The organism is Corynebacterium sp. (genome assembly GCF_030532325.1).
GTDB lineage: Bacteria > Actinomycetota > Actinomycetes > Mycobacteriales > Mycobacteriaceae > Corynebacterium.
The window spans coordinates 120,999-144,906 of record NZ_JAUNLS010000003.1 but is presented as its reverse complement, the minus strand read 5'-3'; the positions used below and the strand labels follow the sequence as shown (position 1 = coordinate 144,906).

Annotated in this window: 21 protein-coding genes; 1 reads left to right on the top strand and 20 read right to left on the bottom strand. The window is 65.1% G+C overall.

Annotation, left to right across the window (positions count from 1 at the left end):
* Nucleotides 1–17: 17 nt before the first annotated feature.
* From Q4E25_RS03000 to Q4E25_RS02950, 11 genes are all read right to left on the bottom strand, one after another.
* Nucleotides 18–2,822, bottom strand: coding sequence for an RNA helicase (locus Q4E25_RS03000; protein WP_303153876.1), 2,805 nt, complete (start codon nucleotides 2,820–2,822; stop codon nucleotides 18–20).
* Nucleotides 2,823–2,861: 39 nt separating this feature from the next.
* Nucleotides 2,862–3,842, bottom strand: a complete 981-nt coding sequence (tatC, locus tag Q4E25_RS02995) for a twin-arginine translocase subunit TatC (RefSeq protein WP_303153986.1) — start codon at nucleotides 3,840–3,842, stop codon at nucleotides 2,862–2,864.
* Nucleotides 3,843–4,041: 199 nt separating this feature from the next.
* The gene (gene tatA / locus Q4E25_RS02990; protein ID WP_303153875.1) at nucleotides 4,042–4,329 is read right to left on the bottom strand and encodes a Sec-independent protein translocase subunit TatA; all 288 of its coding nucleotides are present in this window, start codon (nucleotides 4,327–4,329) and stop codon (nucleotides 4,042–4,044) included.
* Between the two features lie 61 nt (nucleotides 4,330–4,390).
* A complete protein-coding gene (locus tag Q4E25_RS02985) occupies nucleotides 4,391–5,347 on the bottom strand; it encodes a YafY family protein (protein WP_303153874.1) in 957 nt (318 codons plus the stop codon).
* Nucleotides 5,348–5,365: 18 nt separating this feature from the next.
* Entirely contained in the window at nucleotides 5,366–6,391 is a 1,026-nt protein-coding gene (locus tag Q4E25_RS02980) for a YafY family protein (RefSeq protein ID WP_303153873.1), read from the bottom strand.
* 8 nt (nucleotides 6,392–6,399) lie between these two features.
* Nucleotides 6,400–7,791, bottom strand: coding sequence for a Pup--protein ligase (pafA, locus tag Q4E25_RS02975; protein WP_303153984.1), 1,392 nt, complete (start codon nucleotides 7,789–7,791; stop codon nucleotides 6,400–6,402).
* Between the two features lie 41 nt (nucleotides 7,792–7,832).
* A complete protein-coding gene (locus Q4E25_RS02970; RefSeq protein WP_303153982.1) occupies nucleotides 7,833–8,024 on the bottom strand; it encodes a ubiquitin-like protein Pup in 192 nt (63 codons plus the stop codon).
* A 58-nt stretch (nucleotides 8,025–8,082) separates the two neighbouring features.
* Entirely contained in the window at nucleotides 8,083–9,600 is a 1,518-nt protein-coding gene (gene dop, locus Q4E25_RS02965) for a depupylase/deamidase Dop (protein WP_303153872.1), read from the bottom strand.
* Nucleotides 9,601–9,648: 48 nt separating this feature from the next.
* Complete coding sequence (gene arc, locus Q4E25_RS02960) at nucleotides 9,649–11,229, bottom strand: proteasome ATPase (protein ID WP_303153871.1); 1,581 nt, start codon at nucleotides 11,227–11,229, stop codon at nucleotides 9,649–9,651.
* Between the two features lie 76 nt (nucleotides 11,230–11,305).
* The gene (locus Q4E25_RS02955) at nucleotides 11,306–12,142 is read right to left on the bottom strand and encodes a tRNA (adenine-N1)-methyltransferase (RefSeq protein ID WP_303153870.1); all 837 of its coding nucleotides are present in this window, start codon (nucleotides 12,140–12,142) and stop codon (nucleotides 11,306–11,308) included.
* Between the two features lie 33 nt (nucleotides 12,143–12,175).
* A complete protein-coding gene (locus tag Q4E25_RS02950; protein ID WP_303153868.1) occupies nucleotides 12,176–13,429 on the bottom strand; it encodes a M18 family aminopeptidase in 1,254 nt (417 codons plus the stop codon).
* 46 nt (nucleotides 13,430–13,475) lie between these two features.
* Here Q4E25_RS02950 and Q4E25_RS02945 point away from each other — a divergent pair, with 46 nt between their 5' ends.
* The gene (locus tag Q4E25_RS02945) at nucleotides 13,476–14,312 is read left to right on the top strand and encodes a RecB family exonuclease (RefSeq protein ID WP_303153867.1); all 837 of its coding nucleotides are present in this window, start codon (nucleotides 13,476–13,478) and stop codon (nucleotides 14,310–14,312) included.
* On the opposite strand, the gene Q4E25_RS02940 is transcribed toward Q4E25_RS02945, so the two are convergent.
* From Q4E25_RS02940 to Q4E25_RS02900, 9 genes are all read right to left on the bottom strand, one after another.
* The gene (locus Q4E25_RS02940; RefSeq protein WP_303153864.1) at nucleotides 14,309–15,976 is read right to left on the bottom strand and encodes a formate--tetrahydrofolate ligase; all 1,668 of its coding nucleotides are present in this window, start codon (nucleotides 15,974–15,976) and stop codon (nucleotides 14,309–14,311) included. The two genes, Q4E25_RS02945 and Q4E25_RS02940, sit on opposite strands and share 4 nt — an antisense overlap.
* Nucleotides 15,977–16,098: 122 nt before the next feature.
* Nucleotides 16,099–17,406 carry an anaerobic C4-dicarboxylate transporter gene (locus Q4E25_RS02935; protein ID WP_303153863.1) on the bottom strand — a complete coding sequence of 436 codons (1,308 nt, stop codon included), beginning with the start codon at nucleotides 17,404–17,406 and terminating at the stop codon, nucleotides 16,099–16,101.
* A 240-nt stretch (nucleotides 17,407–17,646) separates the two neighbouring features.
* The gene (gene aspA / locus Q4E25_RS02930; protein ID WP_303153860.1) at nucleotides 17,647–19,188 is read right to left on the bottom strand and encodes an aspartate ammonia-lyase; all 1,542 of its coding nucleotides are present in this window, start codon (nucleotides 19,186–19,188) and stop codon (nucleotides 17,647–17,649) included.
* A gap of 113 nt (nucleotides 19,189–19,301) precedes the next feature.
* Entirely contained in the window at nucleotides 19,302–20,147 is an 846-nt protein-coding gene (gene hisG / locus Q4E25_RS02925) for an ATP phosphoribosyltransferase (protein ID WP_303153858.1), read from the bottom strand.
* A 44-nt stretch (nucleotides 20,148–20,191) separates the two neighbouring features.
* On the bottom strand, nucleotides 20,192–20,455 hold the full coding sequence (locus Q4E25_RS02920) for a phosphoribosyl-ATP diphosphatase (RefSeq protein ID WP_303153855.1): 264 nt from the start codon (nucleotides 20,453–20,455) through the stop codon (nucleotides 20,192–20,194).
* Between the two features lie 93 nt (nucleotides 20,456–20,548).
* A complete protein-coding gene (locus tag Q4E25_RS02915) occupies nucleotides 20,549–21,247 on the bottom strand; it encodes an HAD family phosphatase (protein WP_303153853.1) in 699 nt (232 codons plus the stop codon).
* Nucleotides 21,248–21,252: 5 nt separating this feature from the next.
* Entirely contained in the window at nucleotides 21,253–21,636 is a 384-nt protein-coding gene (locus Q4E25_RS02910) for a hypothetical protein (protein ID WP_303153851.1), read from the bottom strand.
* Between the two features lie 25 nt (nucleotides 21,637–21,661).
* Nucleotides 21,662–22,915, bottom strand: coding sequence for a cysteine--1-D-myo-inosityl 2-amino-2-deoxy-alpha-D-glucopyranoside ligase (gene mshC, locus Q4E25_RS02905; protein WP_303153849.1), 1,254 nt, complete (start codon nucleotides 22,913–22,915; stop codon nucleotides 21,662–21,664).
* A gap of 74 nt (nucleotides 22,916–22,989) precedes the next feature.
* Nucleotides 22,990–23,814: an undecaprenyl-diphosphate phosphatase gene (locus Q4E25_RS02900; RefSeq protein ID WP_303153980.1), complete on the bottom strand. Its 825-nt coding sequence runs from the start codon at nucleotides 23,812–23,814 to the stop codon at nucleotides 22,990–22,992.
* Nucleotides 23,815–23,908: the final 94 nt, after the last annotated feature.

Sequence of the window (23,908 nt, the reverse complement as noted above, 5' to 3'; positions counted from 1 at the left end):
CGCGAGCGTGCCTGTGCTTAGGCGCCGATGGCCACCACGCCGCGCTGGATGGCGTCGATAGCGCGCCGGGCGTTGCGGCGGATCTCCTCCTCGTAGCCGGTCTTGGCCACCTGCTGGAGCAGATCCACCACCTGGCGGCACCAACGCACGAAATCGCCGGGGGTCAGCTCCGCGCCGGACTCGTTGGCTGCGGCCATGCAATAGGCCAGCGGGGCGCCGGCCGTCCACTGGTGGATAGCCAGGGCAAAACCGGGCTCCGGCTGGCGGGTCTGGGGCAGGCGGTGGCGGCGCTCGTCGGCGGTGAGCTCGGAGTAGATGCGCCAGGTGGCCTCCATGGCATCGGCCATGGCATCTGTCGCCGCCTCCGGCTCCCCGCCCGTGGCCTTGCGGTTTTCGAACACGCACAGGGAGGCCACGCCGGCCAGCTCGGCGGGATCCAGCTCGTTCCAAATACCGCGCTTGAGGCACTGGGCCACGAGCAGATCGGACTCCGAGTGGATCTGCGCTAGGCGCTCTCCCTCGTCGGTGATGACGGGCTCGCGCTCCTCGCCGTAGCCCTCGAACTCCACGTAGTCCATCTCGGAAAGGAGATCCACGATGCGCTCGAAGGTGCGGCCAAGGGTATCGGTGGCGCGCTCGACGGTGGCCTCCAGCTTGGCCAGGTCGCGCTCGCGGCGCGCCAGCTTAGTGGCCAGTCCCGCCAGCTGCTCGCGGTCGGTGGCCGGCCAGCGGTGCGCGGGGTGGTTGCGGATGGCGTCGCGAAGCTCGCCCACCTTGTGGTTGGTGCGCGTGCGCGGGGTCATGCGCATCTTCTTCGGGCGCGGGTAGGAGTTACGCTTGAAGGATTCCACCACGAAGTTCGCGTTGCGGCGCGGGTTTTTCTGCACGTGGCGCGGCAGCTTCATGTGGCCCACACTGATGGGCGGGTTCGCAATGCCCTCGGAGTCGATGCGGCCAGACCAGCCGGTCTCCGTGGTGACCCACGGACGCGGATCCGCCTTCTGGTTCGCGGGGGTGTTGACCACCGCCAGCGTGGGGCGCTTCTTGCCGGCGATGGCGATGACATCGCCCACCTGCAGGCGCGAGAGCACCACGGTGACCTCAGCGTTGCGCTCCTTGCGCTTGCTTTCCACCGCCTTCTTCTCCTCCGCCGTAAGCTCGCGGCGCAGGCGGATGTAGTCCATGAGCACCTCGCGGGCGTTTTCATTGTCCCGCACCGGCGGAGCGAGCGACTCGAGGGCGGCGTCGAGCTGGCTGCGCAGCTCCCGCACGCGGTGCTCGGCGCGCTCGATTTCGCGGGTCTCGGAGACCACGGAGCCGTCTGCCTGGAACTGCGCGAAGGACTTCTCCAGCAGACGTAGCGAATCCTCGAAGCCCATCATGCCCAGCAGGTTGATGGCCATGTTGTAGCCGGGCTCGAAGGTGGAGATAAGCGGGTAGGTGCGCGTGGAGGCAAGCCCCGCCACCGCCTGGGGGTCCATGGCTGGGGCCCACTGCACCACGGCGTTACCCATGGTGTCGATGCCGCGGCGCCCAGCGCGGCCGGTGAGCTGCGTGTACTGGCCGGGGGTGAGATCCACGTGGGCCTCGCCGTTGAACTTAATGAGCTTTTCCAGCACCACCGTGCGCGCCGGCATGTTGATGCCCAGGGCCAGCGTCTCGGTGGCGAAGACGGCGCGGACCAGGCCGCGGACAAAGAGGTCCTCAACGATGTGTCTGAAGGCCGGCAGCATGCCCGCGTGGTGGGCGGCAAAACCGCGGCTTAAGGCCTCGCGCCAGCGCTTGAAGTCGAGCACCTTGAGGTCCTCCTCCGGGATGCCCTCCACGCCGGCGTCCACAATGGCCTTGATCTGTTCCGCCTCCTCCTGGGTAGTGAGCACCATGCGGGAGCGCAGGCACTGGTAGAGGGCGCCGTCACAGCCCGCGCGCGAGAAGATGAAGGTGATGGCCGGCAGCATGTTCATGCCCTCCAGGGCCTGGATGACCTCCGGCCTGCCCAGCGGGCGGTAGCGGTCCTGGCGGCGGGGTGCCCCGCTGCGGGACTCGCGTGAGCCGCCCTTGTGGCGTGCGCGGGCGCGAAAACCGCCGCGGTGTTCGCGGTAGGCGGAGTGCCCACCGCCGCTATCGCTATCCCCGGCCTCGAGCCTGCGGATCCGGCGGGCCAGCTCGGCGTTGACCTGCCCGCCGGAATCCGGCTCGAAGAGCGGGTAGATCTTGCGGCCAATCATCATCCACTGATCCAGCGGCACGGGCCGGTGCTCGGAGACGATGACGCGGGTATCCCCGCGCACGGTGCTCAGCCACTCGCCGAACTCCTCGGAGTTGGACACGGTGGCGGAGAGCCCAATGATGGAGACGTGTTCCTCGAGGTTGAGAATGACCTCCTCCCACACCGCGCCGCGGGAGGCGTCCGCGAGGAAGTGGATCTCATCCATGACCACGTGGGTGAGGCGGTCAAGGGCACCGGACTCCGCGTAAATCATGTTGCGTAGCACCTCCGTGGTCATCACAACCACCTCCGCCTGTGAGTTGATGGAGACATCGCCGGTGAGCAGCCCCACGGCGTCCTCGCCGTGCACGGCGACGAGATCGTGGTACTTCTGGTTGCTCAACGCCTTGATGGGGGTGGTATAAAAACAGCGCGTTCCCTGGCTCAGCGCCAGGGAGACGGCGAATTCGCCCACGATGGTCTTGCCCGCTCCGGTGGGCGCGCAGACGAGGACTCCGGAGCCGTCCTCCACCGCCTGGCATCCAGCAATCTGGAAGTCATCCAAGGGGTGCGAGAGGCTGCGGCGGAACTGCTCCAAGTGTGGGTACGTCATAGCCTCTCACCCTACCCGGCGGGCGCGGGTGCGACAGAACTAGAGGACGTCGTCGAAAAGCCCGCCCGCGGGCGGTTGCTTGGCGATGTCCCGCTGTGCCACCGGTGCGCTGTGCTCGGCGTTGGCGGGGCGGACGGTCCGCGGGGAGGGCGAGGCCTGCACGCTGCTGGGCGCGCTGACCGGAGTGGGGGCTTGAATGCCTCCCGGGGCCTCCCCCAGCGCGGAGGCCTGTTCATCGTCCATGTCCATCCAGTCGGGGCGTTCGCGCTTGCGGCGCTTATCGTTGATGCGGCAGAACTGGAAGGATGCCTCCATGAGCAGCTCCAGAGCACAGGCCAGCACGATCATGGTGAAGACGTCCTGGCCCGGGGTGACCACCGCGGCGAAGATCATCACCACGACGAAGATCAGGCGGCGCTTGGACTTGATGTGGCGGTACTCCAGGATGCCCACGATGTTGAGCGTGATGATGAGAAGGGGGATCTCAAAGCTCACGCCGAAGATGAGCAGCATGGCCAGCAGGTAGTAGAAGTACTTCTCACCCGTGAGCGCGGCGGTCTGGAACTCGGAGCCGATGCCCACGAGGAACTCCAGGCCAACGGCCAGGATGAAGTAGGCCAGCACGGCGCCGGCCACGAAGAGCGAGACCGCGGAGGCTACGAAGATGATGGTGACCCGCCGCTCCTTCTTGTGTAGGCCGGGCACGATGAAGGCCCAGATTTGATAGAGCCACACCGGCGAGGAGAGCACGGTGCCGGCCAGCGCGCCGATCTTCATGCGCAGCATGAGCATTTCGAAGGGGCTGGTGGCCAGCAGGCGGCATTCGCCGTCCTCGCCGAAGGAAAGACGCATCTCCGGCGGAAGCGAACAATAAGGCTTACGCAGGATTTCACCCAGCGGGTCCATGCCGAAGGGCGCTTCCTGGTACCAGATGAAGCCGATGACCGCGCCGATGAACACAGCAACCAGGGAGACAACGATGCGGTGGCGCAGCTCCTGGAGGTGCTCAACGAGGGTCATCTCCCCCGTCGGGTTCGCCTTGGCCCTGCGCTGTGCGCGCAGCTTCTGAAACAGGCCGGACTGCTTGCCCGGGCGCTTGGGCGCCCGTGGCTGAGTGGCAGTCTGCGGCCGCGGCGCGCTTCCCTTCGGGGTGGACATGAAGAATTAATTCCTTTGCAGGCGAGTGCAGGCAACAAATATGCAGGACAGTAGCGAGCGCTTACTGCTGCGGGCCGGCCTGCTTCTGCTGATCAGCCTGGTTCGGGGCCGCCTGGTTCTGTGCGGCCTGGGTGGAACCCGGTTGCATTTCCGGGCTGTTCCAGAACTCTTCCTCGCTCTGCTTCTTGGAGGAGATCTCGCCCTTGTTGTTCTCGGCGTTCATCTCGTTGACCTCAGACTTGAAGATGCGCATCGAACGGCCGACGGAACGGGCCAACTCAGGAAGCTTGCGGGCACCGAACAAAAGAACGATGACGAGCGCAATGACGATGATCTCTCTAGGTCCCATGGGTCCTCTTTTCTCGACCATTGGGCAGGCACCGTGCCTGCCCTGGGTGTGCAATAAACAGTTAAAGAGTATAGCCCGCCAGGGCTTGCTTTCGGTGATCCGCCAAGGCCTCCACCACGCTCTCGGGGCCCACGACGCGGAATCTATCCCCCTGGCCTAAGGCAAAGCGCAGGAACCACGCCAACGAGCCCCCGCGCATCGTTGCAGCTATATAGCCGTTTCCGAGGTCCTCGCCGAGCTCGATATCGTACTGCTCGGCCAGCCACGTGAATTCTTGGTGAATCTCTAGCTCTATGGCCAGTGCGTGTCGCATGGAGAACGGATCCTCCGGGTCAAAATCCAGCTCCCGCAGGCGGGGTTGAGCTGGCTCCTCCAGGAGCCGGACCTCGCGCATTCTATCGAGGCGGAAGGTGCGGTGCTCGCCGTTGGCTTCCTCCCAGGCCACGAGGTAGGGCTCGTCCTCCACGATGAAGATGCGTGCGGGATCGACCACGCGCTGGCTTAAGGAGTCCGAGCTGGCACTCCAGTACTCAAAGCTCACCTTCACCCTGCGCTCCACGGCCTCGGCCAAGGTGGCTTGCACCTCGGACTCGGTGGGGTCGGTGTGCGCCAGGGAGTCGTAGATGGCCGCGGTCTTTTCATCCATGATCCCGCGCAGCTTGGCCGCGGCGGACTGGACCGCGGCGGCGTCGATAAGCCCCGGCGTCGCCTCCAAGGCCTCGAGGGTGAGCAGCAAGGCTCCAGCCTCGGTGGGAGTCAAGCGCAAGGCCTTGTTGAGGCCCTGATCGTTGAAGATCTGGATCCCCTCGCGGTAGCTGAAGGAGAGATCGATGAGGTCCTCGGTGTTGCGCCCCACCCCGGAGCAAAACAGCCGGTCCACGGCCTCCTTGAGCTCCTCGGGGCTCATCCCCAGATCGGTGGCAACCTCCATCGGGGTCTGCTCCGGGTGGCTGCGGAAGTACGGGATGAGATTGAGCGAGCGCACCAGCGCGTGCAGTTTGCTGGAAGCATCGGTCACGGTCTCGTTCTCCTCACTCTAGTTCTCTTCACTGGCTCTCTTTTCCGGCACTTCAGCTCTCATGTATGGCTCTTCGCTGTCGTGCTCGTCCGTTATGCCGGCCCGCAGCAGCGCGCGGATCTCCTCGCGCACCGATTCTGGCTCCACCACGATCACCTCGGGCGCGTAGCCCGCGGCGGTGCGCACCAGCCAGTCACGGCCCACGCCTTGAAGCTCCACCAGGCCGTCCGCGCGGCGAGCCCCGGCCTCGCTGAGCTCGAGCGCCCGGCCCTGCGGGATGCGCAGCACTGCGTCGACAGTACCGTCGCGCTGCAGGGCCTGCTCCACAATCTCCTGCAGCGGGGCCGGAGCCCCGAGGTGGGTGGCCTCTTGGCGGGAGCGCTTGACGTTGGAGACGCGCGTGATGCGAAAGACCCGGGTGTCTTCCCTATCGGCATCCCATCCCACCAAGTAGACGCGGCTGTGGTGGGTGACCAGCCCCCACGGATCCATGCGGCGGCGCACGGGCTCGGCTGAGGGGGTGGCCCGATAGTCAAAGGAGATGCGCAGGCCCGCGCGCACCGCGGTGAGAATGGCGGTGGTCAGCTCTGGGCTCATCCGGGTGATGTCGTTGACCGCGGTGTACACCGGCGCGCCAGCCAGATCTCGCGAGGCGCCTGAGGCGGCAATCTTGGTCCACGCGGAAAGCGTAAAGTCACCGAGCCCGCCGGGTTGGCCGATGCCGCCGGCGATCCCCAGAACCATGGCCTCCTCCGGGGTGAACTCGACGGCGGGAAGCTGGTATTCCTCCGGGTTGAGCCGGTAGAGGGTTCCCTCCTCCGCCGAGGATTGGACCACGGGCACGCCCGCGCGCTGCAGCGTGGCCACATCGCGGGAGACCAGCTTGTAGAAGGCCTCGTCGCTGCGGCCCTGGTAGCCCTCGACGTGCTTGCGGATCCACGCCGCGCTGCGGTCGGGAGAGGCGCCGTCAGATGCCGCCCCCTGCAGGGCAAAAGAGAGGTTGGTGAGACGCTCAATGGTGTTGTCTCGCTTGCTCGAAGCCATTGCTGCTGCTATTTCTCCCGGTTCATGTACGTGATCAACTCCTCGAGGCGCGGATCCTCGCTAGCGAAGGGATCCAGGAACTCCTCGGTCATCGGCTCCGGCCGGTTGACCTTGAGGCGCGTCCAGTCCACCGTGACATCCGCCTGCGCGGCGTGGGCGGCGCGCAGGAACTCCCCGCGCAGCTTGGCGCGCGTGGTGCTCGGCGGGGTATCCACGCAGGCCGCAATGGCTTCGTCGGTGGTCCAGCGCTGCACCATGCCGCGGCGCTCAAGCACGCTGTAGAGCCCGCGGCCCGGGCGAATGTCGTGGTAGGTGAGATCGATCTGGGCCAGCTTGGGGTGCTCCCAGCCCCCACCCAGGCCTTGGACTCTTAGCGCGCTGCGGTAGCGCTCGAGCAGGCCTAGCTTGATCACCCAGTCGATCTCGCGATCCACCGCGCTGAAATCCTGCGAGGCAATCGCCGCCAGGGTGCGCTTCCACAGGTCTACCACTCGGGCCAGCTCGCTGGTTGGGGTTCCGGCATCCTCGCGGTGCTCCAGCCAGGACTCGGCCGCGGCACACAGTGCTTGTTGGATTTCCAGGGCGGTGACGGAAGAACCCTCCTCGAGGGGCAGCTCGGTGGCACCGGTGAGATCCTTGGAGATGGCGCGGATGTGCCGGATGGGGTCCACCACGGCGAAGCGCGGGAGCTCGAAGCCGGCCTCGAGCATCTCCAGCATAAGCAGCGTGGAGCCCACTTTGAGCGCCAGGGTGGGCTCGGCCATGGTGGAGTCGCCCACGATGACGTGCATGCGGCGGAAGCGCTTGGAATCCCCGTGCGGCTCGTCGCGGGTGTTGATGATGGGCCGCGAACGGGTGGTGGCCGAGGACACACCCTCCCATACCTGGTCAGCGCGCTGCGAGAGCAGGAACTGGGCGGGGGCATCGCCCTGGGCGGGCTGAATCTTGCCGGCGCCGCAGATCAGCTGGCGGGTGATCATGAAGGGCAAAAGCGCCACGCCCAGATCCTTGAGCACCACGTGGCGGCCAATGAGGTAGTTCTCATGGCAGCCGTAGGAGTTGCCCGCGGAGTCCACGTTGTTCTTGAGCAGGTACACGTGGCGCTTTTCGCCCTGGGCGGCGTAGGTTTCCTCGGCGCGGCGCGAGAGATCGTCGACAAGCAGGTCTCCCGCGCGCTCGTAGTTGATGAGCTGGGTAAGGCTATCGCATTCAGCGGTGGCCACCTCCGGGTGCGAGCCGACATCCAGATAGAGCCGGGAGGCGTTGGTGTGAAAGATATTCGAGGACGAGTACTTCGCCATCACCGGCCGGAAGAGCGTGCGCGCAATCTCGTCGGGTGACAAAGCGCGCGCGCCGCTCGGGGTCGAGGCCGTGATGCCGTACTCGGTCTCGATGCCCATGATGCGGCGCGCGTAGACGGGTCCGCTGCCGTGCTCCACTCCTATTCGCCGCCCTTTTGGACGTAGGAGCGCACGAACTCCTCGGCGTTATTTTCCAGCAGGCCGTCGATTTCCGCCAGGAGATCATCGGTGCCAGCGCTGTTGATGCTGACCTGACCTGCGGAAAGCTCCTCTGCGTTGTTCTCGTCTGCCGGGCCGCCGCCGGCGTTGACCTGGGACTGTCCGCCCATGATTCTCTCCTTCCTCATTCATGGTGCGCGTGCACGGTCCTCGCGCACGCGGCTAGCGTGCTTAAGAATACTCCACGGCGATGCCCGAATGGCGCAGTTCAGCCAGCAGATCCTCCACACTGGTGGCTGCCTCGAGCGCAGGGCCCACTGCCTCGGCGTTCAGCTCCGTGGTGCCGTCGAGGGCCACGCGTGCCTGGCCGCCCGGGGCGCGCAGCGTGATGGACTGCCAGGACGCCGCCAAAACGTCCTCGGCAAAGTCTGTGGTCACCCGCCCACGGAAGAAGGCGCGGGTATCGGCCGGCGGCACCTGCGCGGCCTGTTCGATGGCGGTTTCATCTACCAGGGTGCGCATCTGCCCCTTGCGCACCAGCGCGTGATAAAGGGAGCGCTGCGGATCGATGTCGCAGTACTGCAGGTCAATGAGCGCGAGCTTGGGATCCTCGATGGCCACTCCCCTGTCCACGTAGCCGCTAATCAGTCGGTACTTGGCCACCCAGTCCAGCAGGTGCGCGGCCTGCAGCGGGTCCTGCGCCAGGAGCCCCACCACCTCATCCCAGCGATCGAGCACCTGCTTCTCGACGTCCCCGCGCGCCGTCACCCGCTCACGGTACTGCGCCAGGAGCTCCAGGGCGGTGAGCCGGCGCCCGTCGCGCAGCTCTAAGGCGTGGGTGAGGGTGGGATCGTGGCTGACGCGGGATACCTCGGCCACCGGATCGCGCAGGGTGAGGCCACTAAAGTCAATGCCCTCCTCGATGGCGTCGAGCACCAGCGAGGTCATGCCCAGCTTGAGAAAGTTTGAGGTCTGCGACATGTTGGCATCCCCGATGATGACGTGCAGGCGGCCGAAGTCCTCGGCGATGGCATGCGGCTCGTCACGGGTGTTGATGATGCCGCGGTTGAGCGTGGTTTCCAGCGAGATTTCCTGCTCGATGTAGTCGGCGCGCTGGGAGATCTGAAAGCCCGAGTCCTCCCCGTCCTGGCCGCGGCCCACGCGCCCGGCACCGGTGACCACCTGGCGGGCGACGAAGAAGGGGATCAGCCCGCTGGCAATCGCTTCGAAGTCCGTGGAGCGCGAGTACTGATAGTTCTCGTGCGAGCCGTAGGAAGCGCCTTTGCCGTCAACGTTGTTCTTGTAAAAGCGCAGCGGCGGGCAGGGCTCGTGGTTGGCCAGCACCGAGGTACCCTGCTTGCTGAGCTCCTCGACGGCCGCGGCGGCCTGGCGTAGGACGAGGTCCCCGGCGGCGTCGTAAAGCATGGCGTCCCAGGCGTTGGTGCACTCCGGGGAGGAATACTCCGGATGGGCGTGGTCGACGTAAAAGCGCGCGCCGTTGGCGGTGACCACGTTGGCCACGCCGATGGCGTTGGGGTCGACCACCGGCACGGTTTGATAGCGCTTGAGATCAAAACCGCGGCTATCGCGCAGCGGGTGCTCCTCGCTGAAATCCCAGCGCGAGCGCGCCCCGGTGCGCAGTGCGGCGTAGGCCACCACCGCGTGGGTGGATGTGATGATCGGGGACAGATCCGGGCGCTGCGGAGTCGAGATTCCGTACTCGGTCTCAGTACCCATAACTCGTGCCATGTGGGGGCCTTTCTTTCAAACCGGATTGTGGATGACGAGGGTGGCGCCTTAGGTCAGCAGATCAACGCTGCCGACGTGCGCGCCGGTGCGGGTGCCGGCGATGATCTTGGCCCACTCCTCCGGGTTGGTGGAGCTCGGCACGTACTCTGACTCCGCCTGCTCGGCAGCGATGGCCTCGCGCAGGTGGGCGGCGCTCAGCCCCGCCGCGTCCTGAGACTTGATGGAATCCTTGATGGCGAGCTTCTTGGCCCGCGCGACGACGTTCGCGATGAGCGCGCCGGAGACAAAGTCGCGGTAGTGCAGCACCTGGGACTCGCCGCTGTGGAAGTTGAGCCGCACGAAGGGGCGGTCGGCGTAAAGCTCCTCCACGGCGGCATCGATAAGCCCGGCTAGCTCCCCCTCGTGCGGGATGGACTCGTCGAGGTGGCGGGCAAAAATATCGCGCGCGCCCTGCTTGTTCGGCCGGTTGACGCGGATCTTGATGTCCAGGCGGCCCGGGCGCATGATGGCGGGATCGATGAGCTCCTCGCGGTTGGTGGCACCGATGACGATGACGTTGCTGAGCTTCTCGACGCCATCCAGCTCCGTGAGCAGCTGCGGCACCACCGTGGTTTCCATGTCGGAGGAGACACCGGAGCCGCGGGTGCGGAAGATTGACTCCATCTCGTCGAAGAAGATGATGACCGGGCGTAGGGTGCCGTCCTCCCCCGGCGTGGCCGCCAGCTCGCGGGCGCGCTCGAAGATGAGGCGGATGCGGCGCTCGGTCTCGCCCACGAATTTGTTGAGCAGCTCCGGGCCCTTGACATTGATGAAGTAGCTGGGCGCGGTGGCACCCAGCGAGGTGGACAGGGAGTTGGCCACCGCCTTGGCGATGAGCGTCTTGCCGCAGCCAGGCGGGCCGTAGAGCAGCACGCCCTTGGGCGGCTGCAGATCATAGGCGCGATAGAGCTCCGGGTGGGTGAAGGGCAGTTCCACCGAATCACGGATCTGGGAAATCTGCTCGTCGAGGCCGCCTATGTCGGCGTAGGTGACGTCCGGAACTTCCTCGAGGGAGAGCTGAGCGACCTCCGTCTTGTGTACGCGCTCGGTCGCCACGCCCGATTTGGTGTCGATGAGCACGGTATCGCCGGCGCGCACGCTTTCCCGAATCGCGGCTGCCAGCACGATGATCTGCTCCTCCCCGGTGGAGTTGGCCACAATGGCGCGCTCGGCGCCGAGGCGCTCGTGCACCGTGGCCAGCGCCCCGGTGGCAGCGGGCGGGCAGTCCTGCACGACGATGAAGCCCTCCCCCAGGCGCACCTGCTGGCCCACCTGGAGAATCCCCGGCTCCACCAGTGGGGAGATCTTGACCCGCATGGCGCGCCCGTTGGTAAAGACCTCGGCCTCGGCCGGGGCAGCGTAGCCCAGGAAGACACCGTAGGTGGAAGCCGGCTGGGAGAGCTCGTTGACGTCCGCGAGCATCTGTTGCAGCTTGTCGCGGGATTCCTGCAGCAGCGCGGCCAAGCGGGTGTTGCGCTCGGAGAGCTGATCGATCTGCCGGCGCAGCGCGGCGGTATCCCGGGCTCGGCCCCTTACTCGGTCCTGGGGGAGATCGCTAGCCCCATCGTGGGCACGTGTGGCGTCGTTCATAGCTCCACACTAGCGCGTCGCCCGGGCACTTCTGGGCAGAACCGGCAGGCAGCTTTGCGCCCGAGTGCCCGAGCGCCTAGCGGCGCGCGCGGCGCTGTGGGCGCGGCGGGGTGACGCCGTCGGCGAGGCGGCGCGTCCAGATGAGGAAGGCGGTGTGCGCATTCATGCGGTGCTCCGGGCGGGTGGCCAGGCCCTCGACCTTCCACTCGCGCACCAGGGACTCCCAGGCGCGCGGCTCGGTGAAGCACTGAAGCCCGCGGATGCCCTCCATGACCTTCATCAGCTGCGGCACAGTGGCCACGTAGGTCATGAACACGCCGCCGGGGATGAGCAGATCGCGCACTTTCTCCAGGTGCTCCCAGGGTTCAAGCATGTCTAAGATGATGCGATCCACCGGGCCGCCGAGATCCTCCACCGTGACATCCGCGAGATCGCCCAGGCGCGGGCTCCACCACTCCGGCTGTTCGCCGAAGTATTCGCGGACGTTATCCACCGCGTACTCCAGGTGATCCTCGCGGATCTCGTAGGAGAAAACGTGGCCCTGCGGACCCACGGCGCGCAGCAGAGTCATGGACAGCGCGCCGGAACCAGCACCGGCCTCCAGCACGCGCGCGCCCATGAAGATGTCTCCCTCCACGAGGATTTGCGCGGAATCCTTGGGGTAAATTACCGCGGCGCCGCGCGGCATGGACAGCACGTGATCCACCATGAGGTGGCGGAAGAGCAGGAAGGAGCTGCCCAGGGTGGAGTCGATGACTGAGCCCTCGTCCAAGCCCACGATGTCGTCATGGCGGATGATCCCCTTGTGCGAGTGGAACTCACCGCCCTCCTCGAGGACCACGGTGTAGTGGCGGCGCTTGGCGTCGGTCAGCTGCACGCGGTCGCCGTAGTGGAAAGGACCTGAGTAGGGCATGGAGGTTATCCTTTGGTCATCGAATCGGGGAACCTAACCCACCAAGTATGCCTCAAGAGCCTCGCCCAGCCATACTTGGTCGCGCTCGCCCACCATCTCGCGGGCGGAGTGCATGGAGAGCATGGGCACGCCGACGTCGACGGTGTCAATGCCCAGGCGGGTGGCCGTAATCGGGCCGATGGTGGAGCCACAGGGGACGTCATTGTTGCCCACGAAGCGCTGCACCGGCACGCCGGCGCGCTCGCAGGCCGCCTCCCACAGCGCCACCGAGCCGGCGTGGGAGGCGTAGCGCTGGTTGCCGTTGATCTTGGTCACTGGGCCCTTGCCGATGATCGGGTGGTGCGTGGGATCGTGCTTGGCCACGTAGTTGGGGTGCACGGAGTGGGCGGCATCGGCAGATACGCACGAGGATCGGGCAAACATCTGGTAGCGCTGCTCCTCGTCCGCGCCCAGTGCCCGCGCGGTGCGGTTGAGCACATCCGCCAGGATCGGACCGGCCGCGCCGTAGCGCGAGGAGGAGCCCACCTCCTCGTGGTCGAAGGCTGCCATGACCAACACATCCTTCCCCGCGTAGGAGGCTGCGGCGGCCTTCATGGCCAGCAGCGAGGCGTGCACTGAGGAGAGATTATCCATGCGGCCGGCGGCGATGAAGCGCTCGCCCATGCCAAAGACCGCGCCGCGCTGGTTATCGGCGGTAATCAGGTTGAAGGCTGCAATCTCCTCCTGGGAGATGCCCAGCTGCTTGGCCGCGACCTCCAGCACCGATGCCCCCGGAGTTCCCACCGAGAGCACCGGCTGCATGTTGTGCTGGCGATCCGGCTTGAAGTTGTCCTCCCGGTAGAGGTGGATGGCCAGCGAGGGAAGGCGCAGGATGGGCCCGGTGTTCACCAGGTGCTGGGTGCCGTCCTTGGTTACCACCTGGCCGGCTACGGTGAGCTCGCGGTCAAACCAGGTATGCAGGAGCGCGCCGCCGTAGACCTCCACGGCCACCTGCTGCCACCCGGCGGAGTCAAAGTCCGGGGTGGGCTTGAGCGAGAGTCCCGGGGAGTCCGTGTGGGAGCCGACGATGCGGAAGCCCGAGTCTGGGCCCGCGCCCTCCGGCACGAACCAAGCCATGACCGCTCCCCCGCGGATCATGAGGTGGCCGCCGGGGGCTGCGGACCATTCCGCGGACTCGTCCTGGCGCTGGAAGCCGGCGTCTTCCAGCTGGCGGGCCACCTCATGGGCGGCGTGGTAGGAGGAGGGGCTAACGGCGATGAAATCTAGAAAGGCATCCGAAACACTCATACCTCCTAGCTTGCCATGGTCAGCCACGCGATAGTCTGAATTAATCATGAATACTGCTCGCACTCCCCGCCCACTTGCCCTTTCCCCCTCCCGCGCCTCGGATTATCAGCAGTGCCCGCTGCTCTACCGCTTCCGGGCCATTGACCGCCTGGAGGAGCCAAAGACGCTGGCGCAGGTGAAGGGAACCCTGGTGCACGCCGTGCTGGAAAAGATGCACAAGCTGCCCGCCCAGCAGCGCGACTACCCCGCGGCGGTGAAGATGATTAAGCCGGAGTGGGCTGTGCTCCTCGAGGCCGATCCCTCCCTGCGCGAGCTCGTCCCCGAGGAAGCGGAGCTCGACTTCTTTGTGGAGGCCCGAAGCCTCATTAAGGGTTACTTCCAGATGGAGAACCCGCAGGGCTTCGACGCCCACGAGTGCGAGATGTACGTCGACACCGTGCTGCCCAACGGCGTGCCGGTGCGCGGCTTCATCGACCGCGTGGACGTAGCCCCCACCGGCGAGGTGCGGGTGGTGGACTATAAGACCGGCAAGAAGCCGCTGCCCCGCTACTCCCACGACGCCCGCTTCCAGATGCACTTCTACGCGCTGGTGTACTGGCGTCTCTTTGACACCATCCCCACTCAGCTGCGCCTGATGTACCTCAAGGTGCTCGACTCGATGTTTTTGAGCCCTAGCCGCGAGGAGCTGGAGTACTTCGAGCGGGATCTGGGCCAGCTGTGGGCGCGCATCGAGGGTGATGGGCGCAGCGGCACCTTCCGCCCCAAGAAGTCCAAGCTCTGCGGGTGGTGCGCCTTCCAAGACCTGTGCCCCGAGTTTGGCGGCACCCCGCCGGAGTACCCGGGTTGGCCGGGCTCCACGGCGGATGCCGCACGGCAGGGCTAGAAGAGGCCGGAGATCTTGCCCTCGCCGTCAACGTCGATGTTGTTGGCGGCCGGCTTCTTGGGCAGGCCCGGCATGGTCATGACGTCGCCGGTCAGGGCCACGATGAAGCCCGCGCCGGTGCGCGGCTGCAGCTCGCGCACGTGGAGGGTGTGGCCCTCGGGCGCGCCGAGTGCGGCGGGGTTATCGGAGAAGGAGTACTGCGTCTTGGAGATGACCACCGGGAAGTTCTCCCAGCCGTTGTCCTTGATGTACTGCAGGTCCTTCTTGGCCTTGGCGCTGTACTCCACGCGCTCGGCGCGGTAGATCTCCGTGGCGATGGTCTCGATGGAGGCCTCGATGCCCTGAGCGGGATCGTAGAGCTGGGTGGCCTGGCCTTCCACCAGATTCTCCACGAGGAGCTTAGCCAAATCCTCGGCGCCCTCGCCGCCCTGGGCCCACACGTTGGCTTCCTCCAGCGCGACGCCGAAGTCCTGGGCCCAGCTGCGCATGAACTCGCGCTCGGCCGGGGTATCGGAGCCAAAGAGGTTGAGGGCCACGACGGGCTTCACACCGAACTTGCGCATGTTCTCCACGTGGCGCTCCAGGTTGACCACGCCCTTTTTGAGCGCCTCCAGATTCTCGGCGGTCAGCTCCTCGCGCGGCTGGCCACCATTGTACTTCTGCGAGCGGATCGTGGCCACCACCACCACACCGGCGACGTCGAGGCCGCCGAAGCGTGCCTTGATGTCCATGAACTTCTCGCCGCCGAGATCGGCGCCAAAGCCGGCCTCGGAGAGGACGATGTCACCGAACTGCAGGGCGGTCTGGGTAGCCAGCAGCGTGTTGCAGCCATGGGCGATATTGGCAAAGGGCCCGCCGTGGACAAAAGCCGGGGTGCCGCCGAGCGTCTGCACCAGGTTGGGGTTGAGGGCGTCGCGCATCAGGGCGGTGAGTGCGCCCTCGGCGCCGAGCTCGCGAGCGGTGACAGGCTGCTGGTCATAGGTGAAGCCGATGGTGATGTCACCTAGGCGCTTCTTAAGATCGGCGAGGTCGGTGGCCAGGCCGAGGATGGCCATGATCTCCGAGGCGGCGGTGATGGTGAAGCCGGTCTCGGCGGGCACACCGTGTGCGGGGCCGCCCAGGCCGGTGACCACGTTGCGCAGCGCGCGGTCATTGACATCCACGCAGCGCTGCCAGGTCACGCGGCGCGGGTCGATGCCCAGCTGGTTGCCCTGGTGGATGTGGTTATCGATGATGGCGGCAAGAGTGTTGGTGGCCGCGGCAATGGCGTGGAAATCCCCCGTGAAGTGGAGGTTGATGTCCTCCATCGGCACGATCTGGGAGTAGCCGCCGCCGGCCGCGCCGCCCTTGATGCCCATGACTGGGCCCTGGGAGGGCTCGCGCAGCGCCACGATGGACTTCTTTCCGATGCGCGCCAAGGCGTCCGTCAGACCGATGAGGACGGTGGACTTGCCCTCGCCTGCCGGCGTGGGTGAGACGCCGGTGACCAGGACCAGCTTGCCCTTACGGGGCAGATCCTTGATGGCGGTGATATCCACCTTGGCTTTGGTGGTGCCGTAAGGAATGAGCGCCTCGGCTGGGATGCCGGCCTTGGCGGCGATGTCGGAGATGGGCTCAAGCGTGTGGGCTTGAGCGATGTCAACGTCGGAAAGCTGTGTACTCATAAGGGCGAGACTACTCTAGAATCGTGACCTTGGCCGCGGGGCAGGTGCCCCTGAGATCGGGAACACCCCGCGGGCGTACCGCGGGGTGGAAAAGTTCGAGCTGTGGCTCAGGGCTCTGGGGTTTAGAGGAGCACGAAGCCGAGGGCGTAGCCCAGCAGCACCGAAATCACGATGCTCACCGTGCCCGGAATGATGAACGGGTGGTTGAACACGGCCTTGCCGATGCGCGTGGAGCCGGTATCGTCCATCTCCACTGCGGCCAGCAGGGTCGGGTAGGTCGGCAGGATGAACAGCGCGGACACAGCCGGGAAGGCGGCGACGGCGGTAATGGGATTGACGCCCAGCGCCAGCGCAGCCGGCATGAGGGCCTTGGTAGTCGCGGCCTGGGAGTAGAGCAGCGCGGCGGCGAAGAAGAGAACCACGGCCAGCAACCACGGGGCGGCGTCGATGACGTTGCCCGCCATGGACTGGATCTGCTCCAGGTAGTGGTTGATCAGCGTGGTACCCAGCCAGGCAACACCCAGCACACACATGGAGGCGGACATGCCGGACTTGAAGACCTGCGTGTTGAGCACGTCAGCGGCCGGAACCTTGGTCACCATGACGATGATGGTGGCGGCCGTGAGCATGACGGTCATGATGGCCTCGTTACGCGGCAGGGTCGGGTCAGCGATGAGGCCCACCTGCTCGGAAGTCAGGGTTGCCCAGAGCATGACGATGACGATGGCCACCAGGAAGATGATGACAGAGCTCTTAGCGCCCTTCTGCGGCTCGTAGGTGTGGGAGCCCTGCGGCATTTTCACCAGGCCCTGGGCGACGCGCTCTTGGTACACGGGGTCGTCATCAAGCTCCTTGCCCAAGTGGTTGGCCAGCCAAGCGGCCGGGAAGATGGACAGGAAGGTCGCGGGAATGAGAACGGCGAGAATCTGCAGGTAGCCCACGCCCATGGGCTCCAGGAGGGAGGCGATGAGGACCACGGCCGCGGAAATCGGCGAGGCACAGATGGCCATCTGGGAGGCGACCACCGCAATGGACAGCGGGCGTGAGGGGCGAACCTTGCCCTCCTTGGCCACCTCGACGATGACCGGCAGGGTGGAAAAGGCGGTGTGGCCGGTGCCGGCCAGGACCGTCATGAGCCAGGTGACAATCGGCGCGTAGTAGGTCACGCGCTTGGGGTTCTTACGCAGGAACTTCTCTGCAATGTAGACGAGGTAGTCCATGCCGCCTGCGCGCTGCATCGCGGCGATGGCGGCGATCACCGTCATGATGATGCCGATGACGTCAAAAGGAATGTCTTCGCGGGTAACGGGGATGCCCGTCAGGCCCAAGAGAAGGACGCCCAGACCGCCGGCCATACCAATGCCGATCGAACCAATGCGGGCGCCCAAATAAATCGCTGCAAGGACGATGAGGATATGCACAACAACCATATCGGTTACTCCAAACGTGCTGGATCAGTGGAGTGGCCCAAAAATGGCGGCAGCCTGCCGCGGCCACGCTCTAACAGTATCCATTTTGCCCTATTCGTGTGGGGTTAGCGAGATTTTAGGCCCGATTGTGTCCGTTCCCACACGAAAGCCCGCGCCTCCCTTTTTGATCGGGAGGCGCGGGCTGTGCGCTGGAGCTACGGTGCTTAACTCACCGCATTATCTATCGCTCTATTCGGCTCTTTACTCGTCGATGTAGAGCTGCCCGCGGAACTCCGGGTGCATGAGGTTCTCCACGGAGAGGACCTTGCCCAGGGTTTCCTCGTCGAGCAGGCCCTTCTCCAGGACGAGCTCCTTGACGCCCTTGCCAGTCTTGAGCGACTCCTTGGCAATGAGATCACCGTTGTGGTGACCAATGAAGGGGTTGAGGTAGGTCACGATACCGATGGAGTTCTCCACGTAGGCGCGGCAGACATCAGCGTTCGCGGTGATTCCGGTGACGCACTTCTCACGCAGGGTGTCCACGGCGTTGCCCATGATGCGGATGGACTGGAACAGCGCCTCGCCGATGACCGGCTCCATGACGTTGAGCTGGAGCTGGCCAGCCTCAGCGGCCATGGTGACCACGTGGTCGTTGCCGAAGATCTTGAAGCAGGTCTGGTTGACAACCTCCGGGATAACCGGGTTGACCTTACCCGGCATAATGGAGGAACCAGCCTGGCGCGGCGGCAGGTTGATCTCAGCCAGGCCAGCGCGCGGGCCGGAGGCCAACAGGCGCAGGTCGTTACAGATCTTGGAGAGTTTCATCGCAGCGCGCTTGATGGCGGAGTGAACCAGGACGTATGCGCCGCAGTCGGAGGTGGCCTCGATGAGGTCGCGGGCGGTCTTGATCTCCAGGCCGGTAACCTCAGACAGGGCCGCGGTGACCTGGTGGCGGTAGCCGGCCGGGGTGTTCACGCCGGTGCCGATGGCGGTGGCGCCCAGGTTGATCTCCAGCAGGCGCTGCTGGGCATCGCGCAGCACGGCCTGCTCCTCAGCCAAGTTGTGGGCGAAGGCCTTGAACTCGTCACCGAGGGTCATCGGAACGGCGTCCTGGAGCTGGGTGCGGCCCATCTTCAGGATGTCCTGGAACTCGTTGCCCTTGTCGTGGAAGGCGTGCTGCAGGGCATCGAGGCGCTCGATGAGGGCGTCCATGGCGTAGTACACACCCAGGCGGAAGCCGGTGGGGTACGCGTCATTAGTGGACTGGGACATGTTGACGTCATCGTTCGGGTTGATGATGTCGTAGGCACCCTTGGGCTCACCCAGGTGCTCGAGGGCGAGGTTGGCCACAACCTCGTTGGTGTTCATGTTCAGAGAGGTACCGGCGCCGCCCTGGAAGACATCCAGCGGGAACTGGTCCATGCAGCGGCCCTTCTCCAGAATCTCGTCACACGCCCAGATAATGGCCTCCGCCTTCTTCTTCGGCAGCACGTGCAGACGGCGGTTGGCCATCGCGGTGGCCTTCTTCACCTGAACCATGCCGCGGATGAAGTCGGGGATGGTGTTGATGGTGACGTAGGAAATCTGGAAGTTCTCAATGGCGCGCAGCGTGTGGACGCCGTAGTAGGCGTCATTGGGAACCTCCAGGTCACCGAGCAGGTCAGTCTCAGTGCGGGTGCTCTTGGCCGCCTTGGAGGCCTTGATGTTTTCCTCTTCCTTAGCGGCGGCGGGCTGGTCGGCCGAAGGCTTCTCTTCGCGAGCCTTTGCCGCCGTTTGTGCATCCTTCTTAGTGGTCTTAGCCATGGTGGGCGGACTCCTTGCAAATTAAATCGAAGAACGATGGATTCGGTTCAATGAACTCACCGCCCATGGTAACCACGCAATCCCACACGATGGGGTTAAATTTTCAATTACCCCTAAAAGCGGGCAATGCGTACATCGGAGGCCAGAATTGCCTCCGCACCCAGCGCAGATAATCTATCCATCAGTAGATTTGCACTCTTGCGCGGGACCATGACACGCACCGCTACCCAGCCCGATCGGGCAAGAGGAGAAATAGTCGGGCCTGTCAGGCCGGGCGTGACCTTCTTGGCCTCCTCCAGGGAGGTCTCCTCCACGTTGTAGTCCAGCATGACGTAGTTGCGCGCGTGCAGGATGCCGCGGATGCGCTCGAGAACCACGCGCTCCTCCTCGTTGACCGGCTCGCCGGAGCGCTTGATCACCACCGCCTCGGAGGAGACGATGGGCTCGCCAAAGGGCTCGAGGCCTTGCTGGCGCAGGGTGGCGCCGGTAGAGACGACGTCGGCAATAGCGTCCGCCACGCCGAGGCGGATAGAGATCTCCACCGCGCCCTCCAGGCGGATAACCTCGGCGTCGATCCCGCGCTTGCGCAAATCCGCACGCACCAAGTTGGGATAGGAGGTGGCGATGCGCTTGCCCGCCAGCTTGTCGATGTCCCACTGCTCACCGCGCGGGGCGGCGTAGCGGAAGGTGGAAGCACCGAAGCCTAGAGCGAGCACCTCGTCAACGTCGGCCAGGCAGTCCCCCGCCAGATCACGGCCGGTAATGCCCAAATCGAGCACGCCCTGCGCCACGTAGATGGCGATGTCCTTGGGGCGCAGGAAGAAAAACTCCACGCCGTTGTCCTCATCGACGACGTTGAGCGCCTTGTTGTTGCCGCGGCCCTTGTAACCGGCCTCGTTGAGGATGTCGAGCGCGGCCTCCGACAAAGAACCCTTGTTGGGTACAGCGATAGTGATCATGTGTGTCCCCTCCCGTGGGACGAAAACTCTTTACAGGTACTTCTTTACAGGTACTTATAGACGTCGTCCAAGCTCAGGCCGCGCTTGAGCATCATCACCTGCGTCCAGTAGAGCAGCTGCGACATCTCCTCGGCGAGCTCGGCATCGGATTGGTACTCGGCGGCGATCCACACCTCGCCGGCCTCCTCGATGATCTTCTTGCCGATGGTATGGACGCCCTTATCAAGGGCTTCCACGGTGCCGGAACCGGCGGGGCGCTCGGCTACCTTGGCGGACAGTTCTGCAAACAGCGACTCAAAGTTCTTCACGGAGATTCATTCTTTCATAGTTGCGCATAAAATGTTGCGCATTGGGTGTAGAAAAACGGGGAGAGTGCCTCTCCCCTGCCCAGCGCGCGCTCTCTACCGGGTAATTTCCTCCCACCACCGGGAGATGGCAGCGGCATCCGCGCCATCCAGATGGTGAGAATTATGCAAAGTAGAAATGGTGACGGCGCCGCGGGGCACGTGCACGTGCTCCCCCTCGGGAAGGCCGATGACCCGGCAACCGGCGTCCAGGGCGGCGGTCATGCCGGCGGTGGAGTCCTCAAAGACGAGGCACCGCGAGGGGTCCACGCCCAGGCGCGCTGCCGCCTCCACATACATGTCCGGCGCGGGCTTGCCGGAGGCCACCTCGTCGCCGCAGATGGTGTCCACAAAGTACTGCATGCCGAGCGCCTCCAGGGCGGGATCGGCCACCTCGCGCTCGGTGTTGGTGGCCACCATCATCGGCATTCCTTGGGCCTTGAGCTCCTCCAGCAGCGCCACGATTCCCGGGAAGACCTCCAGGTTATCCGTGTAGAGATTCTTGACGTAGTCGAAGGTCAGCGCTCGATAGTAGGGCTCATCCGCGGGGTCGAGCTCGACGCCAGCGATGTCGGCGCAGATCCGCAGGGTATCGGAGAAGGTGGCGCCGACGGTAGCGAGCCGCTCGGTGGGAGTCAGGCGCCTGCCCACCTTCTCCGAAAGGTAGAAGGTGGCCTCCGCCCACAGCGGCTCAGAGTTAATCAGGGTGCCGTCCATGTCCCAGAGGATCGCGGAGGGCATCGGTGAATTGGGCATAAGTATTAGAAATCTAGCTCCGGGAGTTGTGCGAGTGCGTCATCGTCGGCGCCGGTGGCCGCCGAGGCGTTGTAGAAGAGCTCGGTGAGCTCCTCCTTCTCCTCCGGCTCCACAATGGCGTCCTCGTTGTTGTGGTTGAAGGTGGCAATTTTCTCGACGGCCGGGGAGACCACGGAGACGAGGGCATTGCCATCGGGGTCATCGGGCAGCCTGTCCAGCCCGTCAAGGGCCTCCTCCAGGATCCCGCGAAGCTGCGGCAGGACGCTGGCGTCAAAGGGGGCGTCCCAGAATTCCTTCTCCTCATCCTTGAGGTAATCACCGGTGGCAAAGGACTCGAGATTGCCAATGAACTCGTCGACCGTGGGCTGAAAATCTGCGCGAATGCTCATGGTTAGAAATCATGCCTCAACTTTGCTAGAGCCGCACGCCAAGCAGCGAATTAAGTGCGGTGCGCACCAGTTGGGCCGCAGCCGGGTCATCCTCACCGGATTCCTGTCCCGCCGCGCTTGCCGACGCCCACTCGTCAACCACCCGAAGCACCTCCGGGGTATCGAGGTCGTTGGCCAGCGCCTCGCGCACCGCTGCCACCGCTGCCTCTGCCCGCTGCAGGCTGCCCGGGGTCTCAAGGGCGGCGCGCCAGCGCTCCAGGCGGGCCTCAGCCTGGTGCAGCACCTCATCGGACCAGTCCCGCTCGCTGCGGTAGTGGCCGGCAAACACGCCGAGGCGGATAGCCGAGGGCTCCACGCCCTGCTCCACCAGCTTGTGCACGAAGACGAGGTTGCCCAGCGACTTGGACATCTTGGTGCCGTCCAACCCGATCATGCCGGTGTGCACGTAGAACTGGGCCATACGCTCGCAGCCCAGGGCGGCCTCGGCGTGGGCTGCGGAGAACTCGTGGTGCGGGAACTTGAGGTCGGATCCGCCGCCCTGGATGTCGAAGGAGTCGCCCAGGCGCTTGGTGGCAATCGCCGAACACTCGATGTGCCAACCGGGGCGGCCCGGCCCGAAGGGCGAATCCCAGGCGGGCTCACCCTCACGGTGCGCGCGCCAGATGAGGGCGTCGAGCGGATTGCGCTTGCCGGGACGCTCCGGATCCCCGCCGCGCTCGGCGAAGAACTCGGTCATCTCCTCCAAGGAATAGTTGGACTCGTAGCCAAAGTTCTCGGTGGCGTCGATGGAGGCGTAAACATCCGGGTACTCCGGGTCATCGACCACGTAGGCGGCGCCGGAGTCCACGAGCTTGGTTACCATCTCGTTGATCTCCTCGATGGCCTCCATGGCGCCCACGTAGTGCTGCGGCGGGAACACGGAGAGGATCTCCATATCGGAGCGGAAGAGATCGATCTGGGAGGTGCCCAGCTCGCGCCAGTCCACGCCGTCGCGCTCCGCACGCTCGAAAAGCGGATCATCAACGTCGGTGACGTTTTGCACGTAACTGACGTTGTAGCCGTTATCCAGCAGTGCGCGGTAGATAAGGTCAAAGGTCAGATAGGTGGCAGCGTGCCCCAGGTGGGTGGAGTCATACGGAGTAATGCCGCACACATACATCGTGGCGGTGTCGCCCTCGATGTGCAGATCGCGGATCTTCTGGTCTGCAGAATCGTAGAGGCGCAGCGGGGAGGCTGCGCCGGGGACAGAATCATACTGCGGTGTAGGCCAAGAGTGCATGGGCTACATCCTATCCTTCACTTCCCCGCCTGGGCACTCCGGCTCACGCGGCAGGACGCTGCCCCAGCGCCACACTAAGCGGCGAGCACGCCAGTGGCCAGCAGGATCATCACGATGACGCCCACCGGGATGCGGTAGGCCGCGAACCACTCGAAGGAGTGGTTGCCCACGAACTTGAGCAGCCAGGCAATCGAGGCGTAGCCCACGACGAAGGCGATGCCGGTGCCCACCAGCAGCTGCATGCCTGTGGCAGACTGGCCCACGGTGGGCCCGAAGGCGTCGCCAAGCGAGAAAAGCCCCGAGGCTAGCACCGCCGGAATGGCCAGCAGAAAGCTAAAGCGCGTGGCTACCTCGCGGTCCAGGCCCAGGAAGAGGCCGCCGGAGATGGTGCCGCCGGAGCGCGATACACCCGGGATGAGCGCCAGGCACTGGCACAGGCCCATGACGATGGCGTCCTTCATGGTCAGCTCCTCGAAGCTGCGGGTTTTCTTGCCCACGCGCTCCGCCACGATGAAAACGAAGGAAAACAGCACCAGCATGGAGGCAGTGATCCACAGGTTGCGCAGGTTATCGCGGATGAGATCCTTGCCCAGCAGGCCCAGCACGCCGATGGGGATGGATCCGACGATGACCATCCAGCCCATCTGATAGTCCTGCCCGCGCTTGTCCTTGTTGGCCAGGCCGATGAACCAGCCCTTGAGGATCTGCCAGATCATGCCGGCGAAGTAGACCACCACCGCCAGCTCGGTGCCCAGCTGGATCACCGCCGTAAAGGAAGCACCGGCGTCCTGGCCCCAAAACAGGGTGGAGACAATGCGCAGGTGCCCCGAGGAGCTCACGGGAAGGAACTCGGTGAGACCTTGGACAATGGACAAGACGATGACCTGCATCCAGGTCATTGCATCACTCGCTACGTCAGTATTCACCCGCGTAAGCCTACCTGCGCACCCCACGGCTGCCGCGACCACCACGCGCTCGGGAGCTCGCCAGAGG

What these genes read in the sequence shown, in the direction of transcription:
- Q4E25_RS03000 (WP_303153876.1), bottom strand. Translation starts at nt 2,822, where the DNA reads ATGACGTACCCACACTTGGAGCAGTTCCGCCGCAGCCTCTCGCACCCC.
- tatC (WP_303153986.1), bottom strand. Translation starts at nt 3,842, where the DNA reads ATGACCCTCGTTGAGCACCTCCAGGAGCTGCGCCACCGCATCGTTGTC.
- tatA (WP_303153875.1), bottom strand. Translation starts at nt 4,329, where the DNA reads ATGGGACCTAGAGAGATCATCGTCATTGCGCTCGTCATCGTTCTTTTG.
- Q4E25_RS02980 (WP_303153873.1), bottom strand. Translation starts at nt 6,391, where the DNA reads ATGGCTTCGAGCAAGCGAGACAACACCATTGAGCGTCTCACCAACCTC.
- pafA (WP_303153984.1), bottom strand. Translation starts at nt 7,791, where the DNA reads ATGGGCATCGAGACCGAGTACGGCATCACGGCCTCGACCCCGAGCGGC.
- dop (WP_303153872.1), bottom strand. Translation starts at nt 9,600, where the DNA reads ATGGCACGAGTTATGGGTACTGAGACCGAGTACGGAATCTCGACTCCG.
- arc (WP_303153871.1), bottom strand. Translation starts at nt 11,229, where the DNA reads ATGAACGACGCCACACGTGCCCACGATGGGGCTAGCGATCTCCCCCAG.
- Q4E25_RS02955 (WP_303153870.1), bottom strand. Translation starts at nt 12,142, where the DNA reads ATGCCCTACTCAGGTCCTTTCCACTACGGCGACCGCGTGCAGCTGACC.
- Q4E25_RS02950 (WP_303153868.1), bottom strand. Translation starts at nt 13,429, where the DNA reads ATGAGTGTTTCGGATGCCTTTCTAGATTTCATCGCCGTTAGCCCCTCC.
- Q4E25_RS02945 (WP_303153867.1), top strand. Translation starts at nt 13,476, where the DNA reads ATGAATACTGCTCGCACTCCCCGCCCACTTGCCCTTTCCCCCTCCCGC.
- Q4E25_RS02940 (WP_303153864.1), bottom strand. Translation starts at nt 15,976, where the DNA reads ATGAGTACACAGCTTTCCGACGTTGACATCGCTCAAGCCCACACGCTT.
- Q4E25_RS02935 (WP_303153863.1), bottom strand. Translation starts at nt 17,406, where the DNA reads ATGGTTGTTGTGCATATCCTCATCGTCCTTGCAGCGATTTATTTGGGC.
- aspA (WP_303153860.1), bottom strand. Translation starts at nt 19,188, where the DNA reads ATGGCTAAGACCACTAAGAAGGATGCACAAACGGCGGCAAAGGCTCGC.
- hisG (WP_303153858.1), bottom strand. Translation starts at nt 20,147, where the DNA reads ATGATCACTATCGCTGTACCCAACAAGGGTTCTTTGTCGGAGGCCGCG.
- Q4E25_RS02915 (WP_303153853.1), bottom strand. Translation starts at nt 21,247, where the DNA reads ATGCCCAATTCACCGATGCCCTCCGCGATCCTCTGGGACATGGACGGC.
- Q4E25_RS02910 (WP_303153851.1), bottom strand. Translation starts at nt 21,636, where the DNA reads ATGAGCATTCGCGCAGATTTTCAGCCCACGGTCGACGAGTTCATTGGC.
- mshC (WP_303153849.1), bottom strand. Translation starts at nt 22,915, where the DNA reads ATGCACTCTTGGCCTACACCGCAGTATGATTCTGTCCCCGGCGCAGCC.
- Q4E25_RS02900 (WP_303153980.1), bottom strand. Translation starts at nt 23,814, where the DNA reads ATGACCTGGATGCAGGTCATCGTCTTGTCCATTGTCCAAGGTCTCACC.